The 20946-nt window shown below is 67.5% G+C and carries 15 protein-coding genes; 9 read left to right on the plus strand and 6 right to left on the minus strand.

The features are described from left to right. Positions 1 to 95: 95 nt before the first annotated feature. Positions 96 to 1625, minus strand: a complete 1530-nt coding sequence (gene atpA, locus L8F96_RS00985) for a F0F1 ATP synthase subunit alpha (RefSeq protein ID WP_046410204.1) — start codon at positions 1623 to 1625, stop codon at positions 96 to 98. A 5-nt stretch (positions 1626 to 1630) separates the two neighbouring features. Then, a complete protein-coding gene (locus L8F96_RS00990) occupies positions 1631 to 2200 on the minus strand; it encodes a F0F1 ATP synthase subunit delta (RefSeq protein WP_145118813.1) in 570 nt (189 codons plus the stop codon). Between the two features lie 137 nt (positions 2201 to 2337). Here L8F96_RS00990 and L8F96_RS00995 point away from each other — a divergent pair, with 137 nt between their 5' ends. Beyond that, a complete protein-coding gene (locus tag L8F96_RS00995) occupies positions 2338 to 3030 on the plus strand; it encodes a dienelactone hydrolase family protein (RefSeq protein WP_296221432.1) in 693 nt (230 codons plus the stop codon). Positions 3031 to 3098: 68 nt separating this feature from the next. Here L8F96_RS00995 and L8F96_RS01000 read toward each other — a convergent pair whose 3' ends face one another. Both L8F96_RS01000 and L8F96_RS01005 read right to left on the minus strand, forming a co-directional pair. After that, positions 3099 to 4625, minus strand: coding sequence for a tetratricopeptide repeat protein (locus tag L8F96_RS01000; protein ID WP_334654616.1), 1527 nt, complete (start codon positions 4623 to 4625; stop codon positions 3099 to 3101). Positions 4626 to 4685: 60 nt separating this feature from the next. Continuing rightward, positions 4686 to 5465: an enoyl-CoA hydratase gene (locus L8F96_RS01005; RefSeq protein ID WP_334654618.1), complete on the minus strand. Its 780-nt coding sequence runs from the start codon at positions 5463 to 5465 to the stop codon at positions 4686 to 4688. 80 nt (positions 5466 to 5545) lie between these two features. Here L8F96_RS01005 and ada point away from each other — a divergent pair, with 80 nt between their 5' ends. Together ada and L8F96_RS01015 are read left to right on the plus strand one after the other, a co-directional pair. Beyond that, a complete protein-coding gene (gene ada / locus L8F96_RS01010; protein ID WP_125944492.1) occupies positions 5546 to 6604 on the plus strand; it encodes a bifunctional DNA-binding transcriptional regulator/O6-methylguanine-DNA methyltransferase Ada in 1059 nt (352 codons plus the stop codon). 78 nt (positions 6605 to 6682) lie between these two features. Then, positions 6683 to 8209 carry a CpaF family protein gene (locus L8F96_RS01015; RefSeq protein WP_046410196.1) on the plus strand — a complete coding sequence of 509 codons (1527 nt, stop codon included), beginning with the start codon at positions 6683 to 6685 and terminating at the stop codon, positions 8207 to 8209. 76 nt (positions 8210 to 8285) lie between these two features. Here the strand turns inward: L8F96_RS01015 and L8F96_RS01020 are convergent, their stop codons facing one another. Further along, the gene (locus L8F96_RS01020) at positions 8286 to 10529 is read right to left on the minus strand and encodes a TonB-dependent receptor (protein ID WP_334654624.1); all 2244 of its coding nucleotides are present in this window, start codon (positions 10527 to 10529) and stop codon (positions 8286 to 8288) included. Positions 10530 to 10646: 117 nt separating this feature from the next. Here L8F96_RS01020 and L8F96_RS01025 point away from each other — a divergent pair, with 117 nt between their 5' ends. The 6 genes from L8F96_RS01025 to treY all read left to right on the plus strand — a co-directional run bounded on the left by L8F96_RS01025 (position 10647) and on the right by treY (position 19574). Next, positions 10647 to 11078: a PilZ domain-containing protein gene (locus L8F96_RS01025; protein WP_334654626.1), complete on the plus strand. Its 432-nt coding sequence runs from the start codon at positions 10647 to 10649 to the stop codon at positions 11076 to 11078. A 107-nt stretch (positions 11079 to 11185) separates the two neighbouring features. Further along, on the plus strand, positions 11186 to 11491 hold the full coding sequence (locus tag L8F96_RS01030; protein WP_334654628.1) for a DUF2934 domain-containing protein: 306 nt from the start codon (positions 11186 to 11188) through the stop codon (positions 11489 to 11491). Between the two features lie 145 nt (positions 11492 to 11636). Further along, entirely contained in the window at positions 11637 to 13739 is a 2103-nt protein-coding gene (gene glgX / locus L8F96_RS01035) for a glycogen debranching protein GlgX (RefSeq protein ID WP_334654630.1), read from the plus strand. Further along, a complete protein-coding gene (treZ, locus tag L8F96_RS01040) occupies positions 13727 to 15424 on the plus strand; it encodes a malto-oligosyltrehalose trehalohydrolase (RefSeq protein ID WP_334654632.1) in 1698 nt (565 codons plus the stop codon). The genes glgX and treZ overlap by 13 nt, the downstream gene beginning before the upstream one ends. After that, positions 15421 to 17292 (plus strand): 4-alpha-glucanotransferase, encoded by a 1872-nt coding sequence (gene malQ / locus L8F96_RS01045; protein WP_334654634.1) that lies wholly within the window; start codon positions 15421 to 15423, stop codon positions 17290 to 17292. Before treZ ends, malQ begins: the two co-directional genes overlap by 4 nt. Next, the gene (treY, locus tag L8F96_RS01050; protein WP_334654635.1) at positions 17289 to 19574 is read left to right on the plus strand and encodes a malto-oligosyltrehalose synthase; all 2286 of its coding nucleotides are present in this window, start codon (positions 17289 to 17291) and stop codon (positions 19572 to 19574) included. Before malQ ends, treY begins: the two co-directional genes overlap by 4 nt. On the opposite strand, the gene L8F96_RS01055 is transcribed toward treY, so the two are convergent. Beyond that, a complete protein-coding gene (locus L8F96_RS01055; RefSeq protein WP_334654637.1) occupies positions 19481 to 20752 on the minus strand; it encodes a hypothetical protein in 1272 nt (423 codons plus the stop codon). The two genes, treY and L8F96_RS01055, sit on opposite strands and share 94 nt — an antisense overlap. Positions 20753 to 20946: the final 194 nt, after the last annotated feature.

Consider the following 20946-nt stretch of genomic DNA (forward strand, 5'->3'; position numbering starts at 1 on the left):
CATGCCGCGCCTGCGCGGCCCCCCGCCTGTTCCTGCCGTGGCAGCAGCGGGACCCCGGCCTGACGCCGGGGTGACGCGATGTGTTGCCCTATCCGTTACGCGAACGTCTTGGCGAAAGCGTCGAGCGCCGCGACGACCTGGCCCTTGGCCTCGTCGCCCAGATCGCGCGTATCGCGGATCTTCGCCAGCGTCGCGCCATGCTGGTCGCGCATGAAGGCCAGCATCGCCGCCTCGTAACGGACCACGTCCTGCACCGCGACATTGTCGAGATAGCCGTTGGTGCCGGCAAAGATCGACACCGTCTGCTCCTCGAACGGCAGCGGCGAGAACTGCGGCTGCTTCAGCAGCTCGGTCAGGCGCGCGCCACGGTTCAGCAGCTTCTGGGTCGATGCGTCGAGGTCCGAACCGAACTGAGCGAAGGCCGCCATCTCGCGGTACTGCGCCAGCTCCAGCTTGATCGAGCCCGACACCTTCTTCATCGCCTTGGTCTGCGCGGCCGAGCCGACGCGGCTCACCGACAGACCGACGTTGATCGCCGGGCGGATGCCCGCGAAGAACAGGTCGGTCTCGAGGAAGATCTGGCCGTCGGTGATCGAGATCACGTTGGTCGGGATGTAGGCCGACACGTCGCCTGCCTGCGTCTCGATGATCGGCAGCGCGGTCAGCGAGCCACCGCCATTGGCGTCGTTCATCTTCGCCGCACGCTCCAGCAGGCGCGAGTGGAGATAGAACACGTCGCCGGGATAGGCTTCACGGCCCGGCGGACGGCGCAGCAGCAGCGACATCTGACGATAAGCGACTGCCTGCTTGGAAAGGTCGTCGAACACGATCACGGCGTGCATGCCGTTGTCGCGGAAGAACTCGCCCATCGCGGTGCCGGTGTACGGCGCCAGGAACTGCAGCGGCGCCGGGTCCGAAGCGGTCGCGGCGATGATGATGGAATATTCCATCGCGCCATTCTCTTCCAGCGTGCGGACGAGCTGCGCGACGGTCGAACGCTTCTGGCCCACTGCGACATAGACGCAGTACAGCTTCTTCGATTCGTCGTCGCCCTTGTTCACTTCACGCTGGTTGATGAACGTGTCGATCGCGATCGCCGACTTGCCGGTCTGACGGTCACCGATGATCAGCTCGCGCTGGCCACGACCGACCGGCACCAGCGCGTCGATCGCCTTCAGGCCGGTCTGCACCGGCTCATGCACCGACTTGCGCGGGATGATGCCCGGCGCCTTCACCTCGACGCGGCGGCGCTCGGCCGCCACGATCGGGCCCTTGCCGTCGATCGGGTTGCCCAGGCCATCGACCACGCGGCCGAGCAGCCCCTTGCCGACCGGCACGTCCACGATGGTGCCGGTACGACGAACGGTGTCGCCTTCCTTGATCTCGGCGTCCGAGCCGAAGATCACGACGCCGACGTTGTCGGCTTCGAGGTTGAGGGCCATGCCCTGCACGCCATTGGCGAACTCGACCATCTCGCCCGCCTGGACGTTGTCGAGGCCATAGATGCGCGCGATGCCGTCACCGACGCTGAGCACCTGGCCGGTCTCGCTGACCTGGGCCTCGGTGCCGAAGTTGGCGATCTGGTCCTTGATGACCTTGGAGATTTCTGCGGCGCGAATATCCATTGTTCTTAGCCCTTCATCGCGCTGGCGAGCGCATTCAAGCGGGTACGGATCGACGAATCGATCATCTGGGAACCGACGCGGACGACAAGTCCGCCAAGCAGCGCAGGATCGACCGACAGGTCGACCGACACCTCGCGGCCGACGCGCTGGCGCAGCTGCTGCTTCAGTTCGGTGACCTGATCGTCGGTCAGCGGGTGCGCGCTGGTGACGTCAGCGGTGACTTCGCCGCGATGGTGCGCGGCAAGCATGCGAAAGGCGCGAATGATCGCGGGCAGCTGCGCCAGCCGGCGATTCTGCGCCAGCACGCCCAGGAAGTTGCGCGTGACGGGATCAACGCCGAGCTCGTCGGCGGTCGCCAGCACAGCCTTTCCTGCCGCGTCGCGCGCCACGACCGGCGAGGTCGTCAACGCCTTGAAATCGTCCGACTGATCCAGTGCGGCCCGAACCTTTGCCAGGCTCGCCTCCACCGTATCGATCGTCTTCGCCTGTTCGGCGAGGTCAAACAGCGCAGTCGCATACCGACCGCCCAGGCTCGCCTGGATGCTGCCACCTAGATTACCGCTGGAACCATCCACGCGAGTCGAATCCCCGTTCGCACTAAGGTTAAACCCCCATGCGAAAACACGACGCGCTAACGGCGCCGACGCTTGGGTTGGCCGCCGCGTAGCAAAGGGGTAGCGTGGATGCAACAATCGGAAACGGAGGGATTGCGATGCTTGATGGCCCGACGGGCAAGATGATGCGCATGACGATGAGCGACGCTGCCGATATCGCGGTCTATCACGTCACTCCCGCGGGCGAGCGGCGCGGCGGGGTCGTGCTGGTGCAGGAAATCTTTGGCGTTACCGATCACATCCGCGACATGGCCGATGATTATGCGACCGAAGGATATGAAGTGCTCGCCCCCGCGCTGTTCGACCGCGAGCATCCGGGGTTCGAGGCGGACTATACAGGCCCCGGCTTCGAACGCGCCGTGGAGCTGGCGCGCACGCTTCACCCGTTCGACCTGTCACTGAAGGACACGCAAAGCTGCATCGACCGTCTCAAGGACAAGGGGCCGGTGTTCGTGGTCGGCTATTGCTACGGTGGCTCCGTCGCCTGGGCGGCCGCGACGAAGCTCGACGATGTGGCCGCCGCCTCGGCCTATTATGGCAGCATGATTCCCGCCTTCGCCGCGGAAGCCGCCCCACGCGTTCCCGTTATCGCGCATTTCGGCCGCTATGATCGCGGCATCCCGATGGAGGGCGTCGAGGCGACAATCGCCTGCGCGCATCCGCTCGCCGAAGTTCATGTCTATGAAGCCGGGCACGGCTTCAACTCCGACCGGCGCAAGGATTATCACGAGCCCTCGGCCGAACTCGCGCGCGACCGGACGCTGACGCTGTTCCGCGAAACCGCCGGCTGATCAGCGCCAATCGGTGGCGGCGCGGCTAGCCGCCCCGGCAGAAGGTCTGCGGCGGCGGGGCGCGCCGCTCACGGCTGTTCGCCCGTCGCCTCCGTTTTCACCTCGCCGACCGCCCGGATCTCGCTCCCCGACTTTCCCGCTTCGATTGCGGTCAGCATGGCCAACGCCGGATTATCCGCAGGCGCGTGGGGATGATAGGCGACCGGCCGCAACAGCCGCTTGGCCTCGGCCCACTCCTTTGCCTCGATCCGCGCCACTGCCGCGGCCATCCTGACCCCCCAATCCTGCGGTGTCAGTTCCTGCGCGCGGTACAGCCCCTTGATCGCCGACGGCGTCGGCTCGCGCTCCTGCATCTGGAAACTCAGCCAGAACCACCAGAGCGGCTCGGCATCGTCGGGATCGCTGCGGTTGGCCGCGATGATGCTGCGGCGGGCGCGGTCCCACTGCGCGGCATCCTTAACATTGCCCTGCTTCAACTGGCGCAGCAGTGCCGCGCCGCGATACATATGCGCCTGGACGGATCGGGCATCCCGCGCGATCGCCTGCTCCGCCGCCGCCACCGCCGCGTCATATTGCTCGGCATCAAAGGCCATTTCGGCCAGCCATCCCTGAACCAGCGCGTCATCGGCATATTTGGCGGCGATCGGCGCCGCCCTGGCGTACAGCTTCGCCGCCTCCGTCTTGGTGACGCCACGTATCGATCGCGTCCGCAGGTCGATCATGTCCGCTTCGCCCGCTGACAAACGCCGCACACGGGCCGCCGGCAACACATTCCCATCGTACATCATGGTCATGGCCGGCATCCGCGAGCCGGCAAGGTACCGGTCCACCTCGATCGACAATGCGCCAAGGTCGCCGAATGACTGTTCGGCCGCCGCCACGCTTGGCGTGCCGCTATTCAGCAGCCTCAGATATTGCTGGAACTGCCGGTACCGCTCGGGCTTGAACGTCAGGTAATGGGTGAGCAACCAGCCACGCCCATAGAACGCGTCCTGCCGCTCGGCGCTGCCCAGCCGCGATCGCAGCGTCGAATCGAACATCTCCGGCACCCGAAAGCGCTGGCCCTGGAACAGCCCACGGGCGCGGTGCTGCGCCGGGACGCCGATCTGCGCCGAATCGTCCTTGATCCGCATCGTCGACGCGAACTCGGCGAAGCCTTCGGTGTACCAGGCGGGAAAGGCAAGGTCGTAGGACGCGAACATGAAATGGTGCGCATATTCGTGGAACAGCACCATCTGCCCGATGCCATTGTCACCGAACGACGACGCCTTGCCGCTGAACGCGATCGATCCACTCACCCGCGTTTGGTAGAAGCCCCCGACATTCTGGCATCCGCACAGCGATCGCACCTGCGAATCATCGATCAAAAAGACGGTGACCTTGCGCGACGCAATCTCGGGCTCGTCCTGCACCTTGGCGAACCGGCGCAGCCCCCAGTCGAGCCGTTCCAGCGCCTCCGACTGGCGCCGAATCATCTTCTCGCTCGTGTCCGAATACAGCACGAAGTGCCGCGACGACGCCTCCAGCCATTCGGCTGCGGCAGGCGTCGCCGCCAGGATCGCACCGCACAGTGCGACCAGTTTCCCCCAGGTCATCCATCCCCCGTTTTCATCCCCGTTCCATGAACTTAGCGGGGATATTTGGGAAGAAAAGCGCTATTGCGACCGCCCCCGCGCCTGTACCGCCGCGCGCCGTGCCTCGACCGCTTCCGGCGTCACCGCCCGGTTCGCCGCCGACGAGCGCTCATGCTCCAGCGTCATTGCCTCGCCGAACGGCCGCGCAAAGCCATCGTCGATCAGCTTCTTGTACGCCGCGATGAAGCCTGCATCGGCAGAGGCAATGTCCGCCGCCAGCTTGCGCGCCGTCGCCAGCAGGTCACCCGCCGGCACCACGCGATTGACCAGCCCCCAGCGCTCGGCGGTCGCCGCGTCGATGAAATTGCCGCTCAGCGACAATTCCTTGGCCCGCGAAATGCCGATCAGCCGCGACAGTTTCTGGCTCAACCCCCAGCCCGGCATCACGCCGACCCGCGCATGGGTGTCGGCAAAGCGCGCATTCTCGCTCGCAATCAGGATGTCGCATGCCAGCGCCACCTCGAACCCGCCGGTGATCGCCACCCCGTTGATCGCGCCGATCACCGGCTTGCGGCACAGTTCGATCGCCTTGACCGGGTTCTCGTCCGCGCCGCGCGCATTGGCGGAGCCGAGTGCGCCGGCCTGCGATCCCAGCTCCTTCAGGTCCAGCCCGGCGGTAAACGCGCGCTCGCCCGCCCCCGTCAGCACCACCGCCCGCACGTCATCGTCGGCGTCGACCTGTTTCATCACCGCGTAGAGGCGCGCCCGCAGCGCGGTCGACAGCGCGTTCATCGCCCCCGGCCGGTTCAGCGTCACCGTCGCCATGCCATCGGCCACGTCCAGCAAGACCAGATCGTCCATTCACCCTCTCCCGTTCATTGTTCTGTTTTGATCGCAAGCCATGGGATGCCTGCGTCCGCGCGGTGTCGTACATCAGGGTCATGAGCGATGCCATCGACACCGACGCCGCTTGGGCCGCCTTCGCCAGCCGCGATCGTGGCGCCGACGGCCGGTTCGTGGTCGCGGTGCGCACCACCGGCATCTATTGCCGGCCAAGCTGCCCCGCCCGGCACCCCCGGCGCGAGAATGTGTCCTTCTACCCCGCCCCCGATCAGGCGCGCGCGGCCGGCTATCGCGCCTGCATGCGCTGCCGCCCGGACGAGATCGCCCGCGATCGCCTCGCCGTCGCCCGCGCACTGACGCTGCTCGACACGGCTGAGGTTCCGCCGCCACTGGAAGAACTCGCCGCCACCGTCGGCTACGCCCCGCACCATTTCAACCGCCTGTTCAAGCGCGCGACCGGCGTGACGCCCGCCGCTTATGCGCGCGGGCTGAAGGCAAGCCGCGCCGCCGAGGCACTCGCCGCCGGCGCCTCCGTCACGACGGCCATCTACGAGGGCGGCTATTCCGCGCCGAGCCGCTTCTACGACCACGCCGCCCCACGGCTCGGCATGAGCCCCAGCGCCTGGAGCCGCGGCGGCGCCGGCGTCACGATCCGCTGGACCATCGCGGCGACCAGCCTTGGCCCACTGCTGGTCGCCGCCACCGACCGCGGCATCTGCCGCCTCGCCTTTGACACCGGGCCGGACGACCTCGACCGCCTGTTCCCCAAGGCGCAGATCATCCCCGGAGACACGACGCTCGCCCACCTCGCCCAAGAGGTCGTCGCGCTTGTCGAATCCCCCGCCCGTGACCACAACCTGCCGCTCGACGTGCGCGGCACCGCCTTTCAGGAGGCGATCTGGCAGGCATTGCGCACCATCCCGCCCGGCGAGACGCGCAGCTATGCCGATCTCGCGGCGCTCGCCGGCCGGCCCGGAGCGGTACGGGCCGCGGGAAGCGCGTGCGGCGCCAACCACGTCCCCATCCTCATCCCCTGCCACCGAGTCACCCGCAGCGACGGGGCAACTGGCGGCTACGCCTTTGGCCCCGAGCGCAAACAGGCGCTGCTTGCCCGGGAAAAAGACACCGCCACCGCCCGCGCCCCATCGCGCGACTGATCCCGCCAGACGCCCGTAATTAGGCAAATATAAAGCCTTGCCGCTTACCAATTCTCCGGTGTTAGCAGGACGGATGGCATGAGCGCTTTTGGGCGTCGTAACAACGTAGGTACGGCCGCGCGCCCCGGGTTTGGCGTGGCGCGCCCGATGCAGGGTGGCGCCCCGGCGCCCCGCCCCGATGGCGGTGACCAATTCCCCGCGCTCGACGCCTTGCCCCTCCCCGGCGAGCTTGCGGCGCCCGACATCGTCGGCACCATGCCGGGGCTCCAGATGGACGCGATGCAGCGCCTCGCCGAACGTCAGGCCACCTCAGGCGACGCCGGCAACAGCCGCATGGAAGGCTTCGAGGCGTCGATCCACAAGATCAAGGAACAGGTGCTCCCGCGCCTTCTCGAACGCGTCGATCCGGAGGCCGCGGCCACGCTCGGCAAGGATGAGCTGGCGGAGGAATTCCGCCCGATCATCGGCGAGGTGCTCGCCGAACTGAAGCTCACCCTTAACCGGCGCGAACAGTTCGCGCTGGAAAAGGTGCTGGTCGACGAGCTGCTCGGTCTCGGCCCGCTCGAGGAGCTGCTGGCCGATCCCGAAATCTCGGACATCATGGTCAACGGCCCCGACCAGACGTTCATCGAAAAGAAGGGCAAGCTCCAGCTCGCGCAGATCCAGTTCCGCGATGAGGAACATCTGTTCCAGATCGCGCAGCGCATCTGCAACTCGGTCGGTCGCCGCGTCGACCAGACGACGCCGCTCGCCGACGCGCGCCTCAAGGACGGCTCCCGCGTCAACGTGATCGTCCCGCCGCTCTCGCTTCGCGGCACCGCCATCTCGATCCGTAAATTCTCTGCCAAGCCGATCACGCTCGACATGATGGCCGGGTTCGGCTCGATGTCGCCAAAGATGGCAACCGCGCTGAAGATCGCCGGCGCCTGCCGCTTCAACATCGTCATCTCGGGCGGCACCGGCTCGGGCAAGACGACGATGCTCAACGCGCTGTCGAAGATGATCGACCCCGGCGAGCGCGTGCTGACGATCGAGGACGCGGCCGAACTCCGCCTCCAGCAGCCGCACTGGCTGCCGCTCGAAACCCGCCCCGCCAATCTTGAGGGTCAGGGCGAGATCTCGATCCGCGATCTCGTCAAGAACGCGCTGCGTATGCGCCCGGACCGTATCATTCTCGGCGAAATTCGCGGCGCCGAGTGTTTCGACATGCTCTCGGCGATGAACACCGGCCACGATGGCTCGATGTGCACGCTCCACTCCAACAGCCCGCGAGAGGCGCTGGCGCGTATGGAGAACATGGTGATGATGTCGGACATCAAGGTGCCGAAGGAGGCGATCAGCCGCCAGATCGCCGATTCGGTCGACATGATCATCCAGGTGAAGCGCCTGCGCGACGGCTCGCGCCGGGTCACCAACGTCACCGAGGTGATCGGCATGGAAGGCCCCGTGATCGTCACGCAGGAGCTCTTCAAGTTCGAATATCTGGACGAGAGCGCCGACGGGAAGATCATCGGCGAATATCGCGCCATGGGCCTTCGCCCCTATACGATCGACAAGGCCAAGCAGTTCGGCTTCGATCAGGCGTTTCTCGAGGCGTGCCTCTGATCCGCGACCGTTGACCTTTGACGACAACGAGGGGGCATCCGCCGACCGATCAGGCCGGCGGATGCCCCTTTCGCATTCAGAAGCTCAGCCGCGCCGCGACCCGGATGTCGCGCCCGGCGAGCGGCACATAATCCTTGGTGAACGACGCATGGCGCCGCGCGTCCACGTCGAAGATGTTGTTCGCCGACACGATGAAGGTCGTCTCGCTCTCGCGCCCGAACGGCTTGAACGACAAGGACGCATTGACCAGCGTGAAGTCCTCGGTCGGCGTTTCGAATGCCGCGACGCGGTTCTGCGCCGTGACATGCTCCACCTCGACCCGGCCACCGAAATCGCCCGCCCGCGCGCTCAGCCCGCCCAGCACGCGCAGCGGCGGGATACGCGGCACCGGGCCACGATCGTTGGTCAGCGTCGCATTGACGTAATCGGCGACGATATTGGCATCCAGTTCGAACCCGTTGGTCCGGATCAGGTCCGCGGTCAGCTCGCCTTCGACGCCGTAATAGCGCGCACCGGCCTGGAAATACTGGAAGATCGGCAGGCCGTCGCGCGCGCCGCCGACCGCATTTTCATAGATGTAATCGTCGAACCAGGTGGCGTAGCCGCTGACCTGGAAGCGGACCGGCCCGGTCCGCCCGCGCGCATACAGCTCCAGTCCCCAGCTCTTCTCGGTCTTGAAATTGGGGTTGCCGATTTCATACGCCTGTGTCGCGACGTGCGGCCCGTTGGAAAACAATTCCTCCGCCGACGGCGCGCGCTCGGCGCGCGATCCGTTGATCCCGATGCGCACTTCCGGCGCGACGGCATAGGACAGGCCAAGCGCGCCGGAGAAGGCGTTGAAGTTGCGGCTGACGCCAACGACCGGCGCGTCTTCTTCCGGGCCGACGCGCACCGCGCTGGATCGCACCGCCGCATGTTCATAGCGGCCGGCAAATTCGACTTCCCAGTTACCGCGGTTGATCTCCTGCAGCGTGAAGAGGCCATATTGGTCGGTCACGTTGGGCGGAACGAACGCTTCTGCGCCCACCGCTGAGAAGTCACGCGTAAATCCCTGGAATCCGGTCACACCGCGCCAGCCGCCGCGATCCGCCTGGACCAGCTCGACACGCCCCTCGAAGGCCTGCGAGTTGAACACGGTGCCAACCTGGGCGCCCTCGAATTCGGTATGCTCATAATCAGCAAAGCCGGCGCGGAAGCGGATGCGATCGAGGAAGTCGCCGCCCGCGATCACCTCGCCGCGCATGTCAGCGCGGAACTGCTTCATCGCGATCGTCACGTCGCCGTGATCATGCCCTTCCTCGCCATGATCGTGGTCGTGGTCGTGGTCGTGATCATGATCGCCGTGATCGCCGCCGCCGTGCAGGTGCGACGCCCCGGGCCGCTCCGGCACGCCATATTTGCTGTCGTAATAGCCAACGGAGAAGCCCAGGCTCCCCCCCTCGTTGATCAGCGCGAGGCCAGCGCCCAGCGTATAGGTCTCGGTCCCGCTGTTGGGCAGCCGCCCGCGCCGATTGGCCAGCGCCCGCGCCTCGGCGGCCTCCTCCATATGCCCTTCGGCCGCTTCCTCGGCGGCGATGGACAGCTGCTCGCGGCGAAGCGTCGGCGACAATTGATAGCCGCCGATGCGAAGGTCGTCGGACTTGCGATAGCTGCCATCGACATGCGCCACGATCTGCGACGACAGCGCCACGTCGACGCCTGCGCCGCCGCTCCGCTCGTTCGCCGCCGAGCCATAGGTGCCGATCGCATCGACGTGATAGCCATGTTCGGGCACGCCGCGCGGGATGCGCCGATCGATCACGTTCACCGCACCGCCGATCGCCTGGCTGCCAAACAGCATCACCGCCGGGCCGCGCAGCACCTCGATCCGCTCCGCCGTCAGCGGGTCGATCGTCACGCCATGATCGGTCGAGGTGTTGGATACGTCGAGCGACCCCAGCCCATCGGTCAGCACCCGCACGCGCTCGCCCTGGAATCCGCGCAGCACGGGGCGCGACGCGCCGGGGCTGAACGAGGTGGCGGAGACGCCCGGCTGGCGCGTCAGCGTGTCGCCGATCTGCGGCCGCAGATCGCGGACAAGTTCATCACCAGCGACAACAGATTTGCCCGCCAACAGGTTGAGATCCCGGACGAACGGCGCGCTGACGACAATGTCATTGTCGGCTTCCACATGGCCCGTCCGGGTCGGCGCACTGTCATTCCTGCCGCCTGCGGTGCCGGCGGTCGGTGCCGGCGTATCGGCCGGCTGATCGGTGGACTGGGCAAGTGCGGGGGTGGCGGCAAACGCGGTACCGGCCAGCAGAACGGCAAAGATCTTCAACGTGGTCCCTCCCTGGATCGCCGCTCCCTAACCGCGACGTGATAACATCACAAGGGGTGATTTGCGCCCGCGACGATCCGCTTGCGCGACCGGGGCAAAATTCCCAATTACCGCCGCATGACCGATCCGCAGCCGCCCGAGGATCACGCGCGCGCCGCCGATGCCACGCCCGGCCGCGACATGATCGCGCGCGCGCCGCGTAACAGCGTGTTCCTCGGCGCCACGGTAGAGCGGTTCGGCGGCGGCGCCCCCACCCGCCACCGCGTCCGCGACCTGTCGACCGGCGGCGTCCGGCTCGATCAGGCGACGGGGTTGCAGGCGGGCGCGACGATCCTCGTCAGCGTCGGCGCGCTGCAGGCGGTCGCCGCCACCGTAGTCTGGGCACGTGACGGACAGGCCGGGATCAAGTTCGCCGAGCCGATCGATCCCGATGCCGCCCGCGCCCGCGCCGCCGTCGCGCCTCGCCCCGCGGCGTCCCCCAGCGCCGCCCCCTCAGGCGCGCCGTCCGCTGGCTGGATCCCCGCGCTCAAGAACCCCTACGGCCGCTGATCGCCCCGCATCGGCGGCTTTTTCCTGCCAAACCAAGATTTTGTTCCCAACCTCGCGTCGTTTCCCCGCGCGGCGCGTTGGAGGGCGATCAGATGGGGAGAATGATCATGGCGTACGACCGCGAAGAGCTGATCCGGCAGCGCGCCTACCGGATCTGGCAGGAGGAAGGTGAGCCCGAGGGGCGCGCCCACGATCACTGGTCGCGCGCCGAGCAGGAGCATGCGCCCGCCGCATCGGAGGAGGATGCGCTGCTCCCCGGCACTGCGGCCGACCTCCCCTTCGGCGAACCTGCCGATACCGGCGTCGAGGATCGCGCGGTGGCGGCGCCTGCATCTACCAGTCCCGCCTCCACCGAACCCGCCCCGTCGCGAAAACTACGCCGCGGCAAAGGCCTGATCAAGGCGGTGACCTGAAGCCGCGGGCGGCGCACCCGCCCCACTCCCCGGCCGCCCCTCAACGGCCACCGGCGCGTGCCCCACGCCCCTGCGGTGCGGCACGATCGGCCGCATTCGCCTGTCACTCCCGCGTCCATCACCGTCCTGCAGCGAGGCTCGCGCATTGCTTCCTTCGATCGACCGGCTCCAGCCCGGCTCTCCCCACCCGCTCGGCGCCACCTTTGACGGCCTCGGCGTCAATTTCGCGGTCTTCTCCGCCAATGCCGATGCGATCGAGCTGTGCATCTTCGATCCCGCCGGCAAGCGCGAGATCAAGCGCTTCTGGCTCCCTGAATGCACCGATGAGGTGTTCCACGGCTATCTGCCCGACGTCGAACCCGGCCTCCTCTACGGCTATCGCGCGCACGGCCGCTATGAGCCGGAGGCGGGGCACCGCTTCAATCCCAACAAGCTGCTGCTCGATCCCTATGCGCGAAAGCTCCACGGCCAGATCCGCTGGACCGATGCGCTCCACGGCTATCGCATCGGCTCCCGGCGAGAGGATATCTCCTTCGACCGGCGCGACAGCGCCGCCGCCATGCCCAAGGCGGTGGTGGTAGACGATCATTGGGACTGGTCGCGCGATCGCCGCCCCAACACGCCCTGGTCGGAAACGGTGATCTACGAGGCGCACGTCAAGGGTTTGACCAAGCTGATGGAGGAAGTGCCCGCGCGCGATCGCGGCACCTATGCCGCGCTCGGCCACCCCGCCGTCATCCGCCACCTCCAGCGGCTCGGCGTCACCGCGATCGAATTGCTCCCGATACAGGCCTTCACCCAGGATCGCTTCCTGCAGGAAAAGGGCCTGCGCAACTATTGGGGCTATAACACGCTCGGCTTCTTCGCCCCCGAACAGGCCTATATGGCGCGCGAGCAGCAGGACGAGCTTCGCCGCGCGGTCTTCCGCCTCCACCAGGCCGGGATCGAAGTCATCATGGACGTGGTGTACAACCACACCTGCGAAGGTTCGGAAAAGGGCCCGACGCTCTCATGGCGCGGCCTCGACAACGCCAGCTACTATCGCCTCGTCGCCGACAACCCGCGCTACACGATCAACGACACCGGCACCGGCAACACGCTCAACATGAGCAAGGCGCGCGTGATCCAGATGGTCGCGGACAGCTTGCGCTATTGGGCGACCAGCTTCGGCATCGACGGCTTCCGCTTCGATCTCGGCCTCACCCTGGGGCGCGAGGCAACCGGCTTCGATCCCGGCGCCGCCTTCTTCGATGTGGTCCGGCAGGATCCGGTGCTCAGCCGGCTGAAGCTGATCGCCGAGCCCTGGGATGTCGGCCCCGGCGGCTATCAACTCGGCCACTTCCCCCCGGGCTTCGCCGAATGGAACGACAAGTACCGCGATACGGTGCGCAGCTATTGGAAGGGCGATCCCGGCACCCGCGGCGATCTCGCCGCACGCCTGTCGGGCTCGGGCGATCTCTTCGACCGCCGTTCGCGCCGCCCTTGGGCCAGCGTCAATTTCCTCGTCGCGCATGACGGCTTCACCCTCGCCGACACGGTGATGTACGAACATCGCCACAATGAGGCGAATGGCGAGGACAATCGCGACGGCCATGACAACAATCATTCGCGCAACTGGGGCGTGGAGGGGCCGACGGACGATCCCGCGATCAACGACGCGCGCGGCCGCGTCATGCGATCGATGCTGACGACGCTGCTCGCCTCGCTCGGCACGCCGATGCTGGTCGCCGGCGACGAATTCGGCCGCACGCAGCAAGGCAACAACAACGCTTATTGCCAGGATAATGAGATCAGCTGGCTCGACTGGACCGCCGCCGCCACGCCGGAGGGCCAGCAGCAGATCGATTTCACCGCCCGCCTGACCGAACTTCGCCGCCGCTACCCCGTGCTGCGCGCGCCGACCTTCCTCTATGGACAGGATTCGCCCGGCCATGGCGTCAACGATGTCGAATGGTGGGATGAACGGGGTGAGCGGCTCAGCGACGAGGATTGGCAGAACCCCGAAGGCCGCGCGCTGATGATGCGCCGCGCCGCAATGAACGATGCCGGCGAGGTGCAGGCAGTGTCGCTGCTCCTCAACGCCAGCAGCGATCCCGTCGTCTTCCACCTGCCGAAGCCCGACACGAAGCGCACGGTTCTGATCGACAGCGCCAGGCCCGATCAGGGCGAAATCGACATCGGCAGTGAATATGAGGTAGCGCCGCAGGGCGCCGTCCTCCTCAGCTGGACCAGCGCATGGGAGGATTGAACGCCTGGGGCCCGGAGCCGCTGCCCGGCGGCGCCACGCGCTTCCGCCTATGGGCGCCCGCTGCGCCGCGAGTCGTCCTCGACTGCGATGGCACGCATCTGCCGATGACGCCGCAGGACGATGGCTGGCACGTCGCCGATCACCCCGGCGGCCCCGGCACCCGCTACCGCTTCCACATCGGCGACACGCCCGTCCCCGATCCCGCATCGCGCCGCCAGCATGGCGGGGTGCACGGCTGGAGCATCGTTCCCGATCACAGCCATGACTGGCGGGTACCCCATTGGCGCGGGCGGCCGTGGCACGAGATGGTCATCATGGAGCTTCACGCCGGCACGCTCGGCGGCTTCAGCGGCGTTACCCAGCGGCTCCCCGTCATCGCCGCGCTCGGCGTCACCGCGATCCAGCTCATGCCAATCAACGCCTTCGCCGGGGACCGCGGCTGGGGCTATGACGGCGTCCTGCCCTATGCCGTGCATGAGGCATATGGTTCCCCCGCCGAACTGCGCACGCTGATCGACGCGGCGCACGAACTCGGCCTCAGCGTCTTCCTCGACGTCGTGTACAACCACTTCGGCCCCGATGGTAATTACCTCGGCCTCTATGCCGATCGCTTTTTCCACCGCGACGTGGCGACCCCCTGGGGCGGAGCAGTGGCGGTGGACGAGGCCCCAGTGGCGCGATTCTTCATCGACAATGCCCTGATGTGGCTGCGCGACTATCGCTTCGACGGCCTCCGCTTCGACGCGGTCCACGCGATCGACAACCCCGCCTTCCTCGACGCCATGGCCGCCGAGATCCGCGCTGCGCTGCCCGATCGCCACGTCCATCTCGTGCTCGAGAACGAACATAATGACGCGGCTCGCCTCCGCGCCGACGGCTATGACGCGCAGTGGAACGACGATTTCCACAATGTCATGCATGTCCTGCTGACCGGCGAGACCAGCGCCTATTACGCCGACTTTGCCGATCGCCCGGCCGAACGGCTCGCCCGCGCACTCAGCGAGGGCTTCATCTATCAGGGCGATCCCTCGCCCAATCAGGATGGCCGCCCGCGTGGCACGCCCAGCGCGCACCTCCCGCCCACCCGCTTCGTCAGCTTCCTCCAGAATCACGATCAGGTCGGCAATCGCGCGTTCGGAGAGCGACTCACCCGGCTCACCGATCCGGCAAAGCTGCGTGCCGCCACCGCGCTGATGCTGCTCGCCCCGCAGATCCCCTTGCTGTTCATGGGCGAGGAGGAGGGCAGCGACAGCCCGTTCCTCTTCTTCACCGATTTCCATGACGAGCTTGCCGATGCGGTGCGCGAGGGCCGCCGGCGCGAATTCGCCAACTTCGCCGCCTTCTCCGATCCCGAAGCGCGCGAACGCATCCCCGATCCCAATGCGCCGGACACGTTCGCGCAATCCCATTCGCAACCCGGCAGCGATGCCCTCGCCTGGCGCACCTTCTACCGTGACCTGCTCGCGCTGCGCCACGAACATATCGTGCCCCATCTGCGTGGCGCGGTCGCCCTGGGCGCGCAGGTGCTGGGGGATGCTGCCGTCATCGCCCGCTGGCGTCTCGGCAACGGCAGGCAACTGACGCTCGCGATCGACCTCGCCGACGCGCCAGCGCCCTTGCCGCAGGACGCTGGATCACCCCCGATCTTCACCACCGACGAACGCTTCGCCGCGTGGGCCGAATGAGCGATCTTCACGCCGCCGCTGCCGCCGCCGGGCTCAAGCGCGACTGGACCGACGCCAGCGGCCGCGCGCAGCGCGTCGACGATGCCGTGCTGGAGGCGCTTCTCGCCCGACTGGACCTGACGCCCTCCGACACCCCCTTCGTATCGGTGACGGCCGGCGCGCCCCTCTCGCTGCCCGACGCGCCCGCCGGCCCTGCCGAACTGGTGCTGGAGGACGGGACGACGCGTCCGTTGACGATCGCTCCGGATGGTATCGCAGCGCCGATCGACACGGTCGGTTATCACACGCTGATCGCCGGGCATCGTCGTTACACGATCGCCGTCGCTCCACCCCGCTGCCCCCCGGTTCCCGCCCGTAGCTGGGGCGCGTCGGTACAGATCCCCGCGCTCCGCGACGAGCGCGCGACCTTTTACGGCGACTACGGCACGCTCGCCGCCGCCGCCGCCGCCTTCGGCCACGCCGGCGCCGCGGCGCTCGCGATCAGCCCGACCCACGCGCTCTTTCCGGCCGACCCCAATCGCTTCAGCCCCTATGCGCCCTCCTCGCGGCTGTTCCACAATGTGATGCTGGCCGATCCGTCGCCGCTCGGGATGCCCTTCCCCGACGAACCATCCGGCGACCTCATCGACTGGCCCGGCGCCCTCTCCGATCGCCTCGCCCATCTGCGCCGCGTCTATCTGGCCGATCTGAGCCGCCACCAGGCCATCGCCGCCGCCTATGAGGCCGAACACGGCCCGGATCTCACCGCCCACGCGCTGTTCGATACCCTGCATTTTCAGCTCGGCGGCATCGGCTGGCCCGACTGGCCGACCGCTTATCACGATCCCGCCGCCCCCGCCGTCGCCCGCTTCGCCGCAGAGCATCAGGACGACGTTTCCTTCTTCATCTTCCTTCAATGGCTCGCGGACCAAGGTCTTGCAAACGCGCAGGAAAGTGCGCGCGGCGACATGTCGATCGGCCTCATCGCCGACCTCGCCGTCGGCACCGATCGCGCCGGCAGCCACGGCTGGAGCCGCCGCACCGACCTGCTCAGCGGAGTCTCGATCGGCGCGCCCCCCGATCCGCTCGGTCCCGACGGCCAGAATTGGGGTATTTCCGCGCTGGATCCCTATGCCCTCCGCCGCAGCGGCTTTGCCCCATTTATCAAGACGATACGCACGGCTCTTCGACATGCGGGCGGCCTGCGCATCGATCACGCCATCGGCCTTGACCACCTGTGGATCGTTCCCGACGGCGGCACCGCGGCGGACGGCGCCTACCTCACCATGCCCGGCGACACACTCAAGAATATCGTGGCGATCGAGGCATATCGGGCCAACGCCATCGTGATAGCGGAGGATCTCGGCACCGTCCCGGCCGGCCTGCGTGCGGACCTCTCCCGCCGCGGCATGCTCGGCATGCGCGTCCTCCCCTTTGAGCGCGACCAGCAAGGCGCCTTCATCCCTCCCTCGCGCTGGGATGCCGATGCGGTCGCCATGACCGGCACCCATGATACGCCGACGCTCGCCGGCTGGTGGGTGGGACGAGACATCGATTGGCGCGCGCGCATCGCTGGCATGGTCGATACCGCCGCGACGTCGCACCGCGCAAATGAACGCAAGTCTCTCGTGCAGATCATTGATCTAGTGCCAATACCCGCTGCCGCGCCGGTCGATGAAATCCTGCACGCGGTAGCGGACGCCCCCGCCCCGCTCGCCATCTTCCCGCTGGAGGATCTCCTCGGCCTCGAGGAACAGCCCAACCTTCCCGGCACGATCGACCAGCATCCCAATTGGCGCCGCCGTATGCCCGGCGCGACCGACACGCTCCTCGCCCGCCCTGACGTACAGCGGCGCACCCATATGCTGTCCGAAAAGAGACCTGGATGATCCCGCGCGCCACCTATCGCCTGCAATTTCACCGCGGCTTTACCTTCGCCGATGCGGAGGCGATCGTGCCCTATCTCGACCGGCTCGGCATCAGCCACATCTACGCGTCCCCGATCACCACCGCCGCGCCCGGATCGACCCACGGCTATGACGTGGTCGATCCCACGCGCATCAATCCGGAGCTTGGCGGCGAGGCCGGCTTCTGCCGCCTCGTGACCGCGCTTCGCGCGCGGAACATGGGCATCATCATCGACATCGTCCCCAATCACATGGGCGTCGCCGGGGACACTAACGCATGGTGGAACGACGTCCTTCTCCGCGGCCAATCAAGCCCTTATGCCGCGATCTTCGATATCGACTGGTCCCGCCCCATCCTGCTGCCTGTGCTCGGCACCCCGCTGGACGAGGCACTGGCGGACGGCGCCCTCACGCTGGACCATCACGACGGCCGCCACTGGCTGAACCTCTATGGCGAACGCCGCCTCCCCTTGCGCGATGAGGATCAGGCGAGCGCCGGTCGTGAACCACTCGCAGCCTTGCTCGACCGCCAGCATTACCGCCTCGCCTCGTGGCGCACCGCCAATGACGATCTGAACTGGCGCCGCTTCTTCGCCATCAACGAACTCGCCGGCGTCCGGGTGGAGGACCCCGCGGTCTTCGCGATGACTCACGCCTTGTATTTCCGGCTGCACGATGAGGGTCTGATCGACGGCGTGCGGATCGACCATGTGGATGGGCTCACCAATCCGCTTGGTTATTGCCGCGCCCTGCGTGCCCGGCTGGGCGAGAACGCCTGGATCGTGATCGAAAAGATCCTCGGCGTCGGTGAGGTGCTGTCGCAGGATTGGGCGGTAAATGGCACCAGCGGCTATGATTTCATGGAGGATACAGCCGCGCTGCTTCATCATCCATCCGGCGCCGCACCGCTCGCTTGCCTGTGGCACGACATCAGCGGCCGGCAGGCTGATCTGGCGGCGGAGGAGCTGCTCGCCCGCCAACAACTTCTCGCCTGGCAGTTCAGCGGCCAGCTCGAACAGTGCGTCGACGCCTTTGCCGCCATAGCCCCGGACGGGATCACGCGCGGCATGCTGCGCCGTGCGCTGGAACGCCTGCTATGGATCTTCCCGGTATATCGCACCTACGGCCCGACACCCCCGGCAACCGACGCGGAGGTGCGCGCCACCGTGCGCCTGCGCGTCGCGCCGCACGTGCCGCCAGGCGAAATGCCGGTGGTCGATCTGGTCCTGCGCTGGCTCGCTGGCGAGGGAAACCACGCCGACCCGGTCCGCCGCTTTCAGCAGCTCTCCGCCCCGATCGCCGCCAAGGCGCTCGAGGACACCGCCTTTTACCGCTACGGCCGCCTTCTCTCCCGCAATGACGTCGGCTTCGACGCCGGACACATGGCGCTGGAGCCGTCCGCCTTTCACCTGCGCATGCAGGCCCGCGCCCGAGACTGGCCGACCGCCATGCTCACCACTGCGACACACGATCACAAGCGCGGCGAGGATAGCCGGGCGCGCCTGGCGGTGCTCAGTGCGCTCCCCGATCAATGGGGTGCGATCGTCAGTGACTGGGAGGCCATCGCAGAGCCGCTGTCGCATGGCGTCGATTGCGGTGATCGCTACATGTTGTTCCAGACGTTGCTCGGCGCCTGGCCGGACACCCTCGACGCATCGTTCGGCGATCGAATCACCGCCTGGCAGACGAAGGCGCTGCGCGAGGCGAAGCTGCGCTCCTCGTGGGAAGCGCCGAACGAAAGCTACGAGGCGCGTTGCAACGACCTCGCGCTCACCCTGATCGACAGCCCCTCATTCCGCGCCTCGATCACCGCCTTTCTGGCGGAGATCGCCCCCGCGGCGACCGACAACAGCCTCGTGCAGGCCGCGCTTCGCTGCACCATGCCCGGCGTGCCCGACCTGTATCAGGGGACGGAGTTCGCCGACCTCAGCCTCGTCGATCCCGACAATCGGCGTCCGGTCGATTATGATGCGCGCATCGCGGCACTCGATCACCCACCCGCCAAGTTTCGGCTGATTGCCACCCTCCTGAACCTGCGCCGGGAGCATCCGGATGTGTTCGCGCGCGGCAGCTACGATCCTGCGAGTGTCGACGGCACCGACCGCCTGCTCGCGTTTGAGCGACGGCACGGCGATGTGATCTTCCGCTGCGCACTGGCGCTAGACGGGGGTCAGTCGACCGGCGCGATCCGCTTCCACGGCGGCGAGGAGCGCGACGTCGCATCGCTGTTCGCGGACTCACCGGTCTGGTTCGAAATGGCCTGACCGGTCACGCCGGTCGCCGCACGCCGAGCGGCGACGACCGCGGCATTGGCCTGCAGATAATCCTGGACCCGCCCGCGCCCGCCGCGCAGCGCGGTGCGCAGCGTCGCCACCTCGTCCAGCCGCTGCATCGCGGCGACCAGCCGGGCGCCAACCGGCAGGCCCTCGTCCACCGGCGCATGCGCCAGCGAGCACGAGGGCGCAATCTGCACCGTCACCTTGCCGACCAGCGGCTCCACCTCGTCGAGGATCGCCGACAGGTGCGCCGGCTCGCCACCCCGCCCGTCAACGACGCCGAGCGACAGGACAAGGTCAAGCCGCCCGCCCCGCATCACCTGCGCCAATTGCCCGGGCGCAGCCACCAGGTCGAGGTGCAGCCCCGCGACCGGCAGCCCCAGCGCCGCATCCAGATTGTCGCCGATCGCACCGAAATAGCTCGCCAGCATGATCTTCGGCGCGCCTCTTCCGGCCAGCGCCCAATAGGTCGTGCGCAGCGCCGCGCGAACGGCCGGCGATGAATCCAGCACCAGCACCGGCTCGTCGATCTGCACCCAATCGGCCCCGGCGAGCTTCAATTGAAGCAGCAGCTCGGCATAGACCGGCAGCAATCGGTGCAGCAGCGACAATGGCTCGACGCCCGGCTCGCGTGACTGCGCGAGGTGCAGGAACGTCACCGGCCCGAGGATCACTGGCCGGCAGTGATACCCCAGCGCCTTGGCCTCGTTGAACGCATCCAGCACGTTGCTGGTCGAGAGACTGAAATGCTGGTCGGCCGACACTTCCGGGACGGTTCCCGGACCGTCGCTGTCAAACCATCGCGCCCGACCGGGTCCGCGCTCCACCGTCGGCAGCGCAGCGCCCTCGCCCTCAAGAAAACCACCCGCCATCGCGACATACAGGTCCAGCGACCCAGGTTCTCCGGCCGCACGGAACCGCTCAGGCACGGCGCCCAGCATGATGCTGGTATCCAGCAGCTGACCGGCAAAGGAGAAATCGTTGCAGGGGATGACCTCGATCCCCGCCTGCCGCTGCCGCTCCCAGGCCGCCGCGCGCGCCCGGCGGACGAGGTCGATCAAATCCGCCGCGCTGATCCGGCCGGCGCGATAGTCCTCCACCGCTGCCGCCACGTCGCCATGCTGCGCCTCATGCGGGAAGCCGAGGCAAGCGGCGGCTATGGTCATCGCGCGTATTCCCCCATGGTCACAAACGCCGGATCGAACCGAAACGCACGAAATGGCAAGAAAGGGTCAGAGGCCGGTGACACCGACGTTGAACGGATGCGCGGCGGCCGCGCCGCACGCCCACTGGCGCGGTGCCGCGCGGCGGGACCGGCTATCGGGCGCCCGCCTGCGGCTCCCGCCGCTAGCGACCGACG

This window comes from Sphingomonas panaciterrae (assembly GCF_036890205.1).
Classification (GTDB): domain Bacteria; phylum Pseudomonadota; class Alphaproteobacteria; order Sphingomonadales; family Sphingomonadaceae; genus Sphingomonas; species Sphingomonas panaciterrae.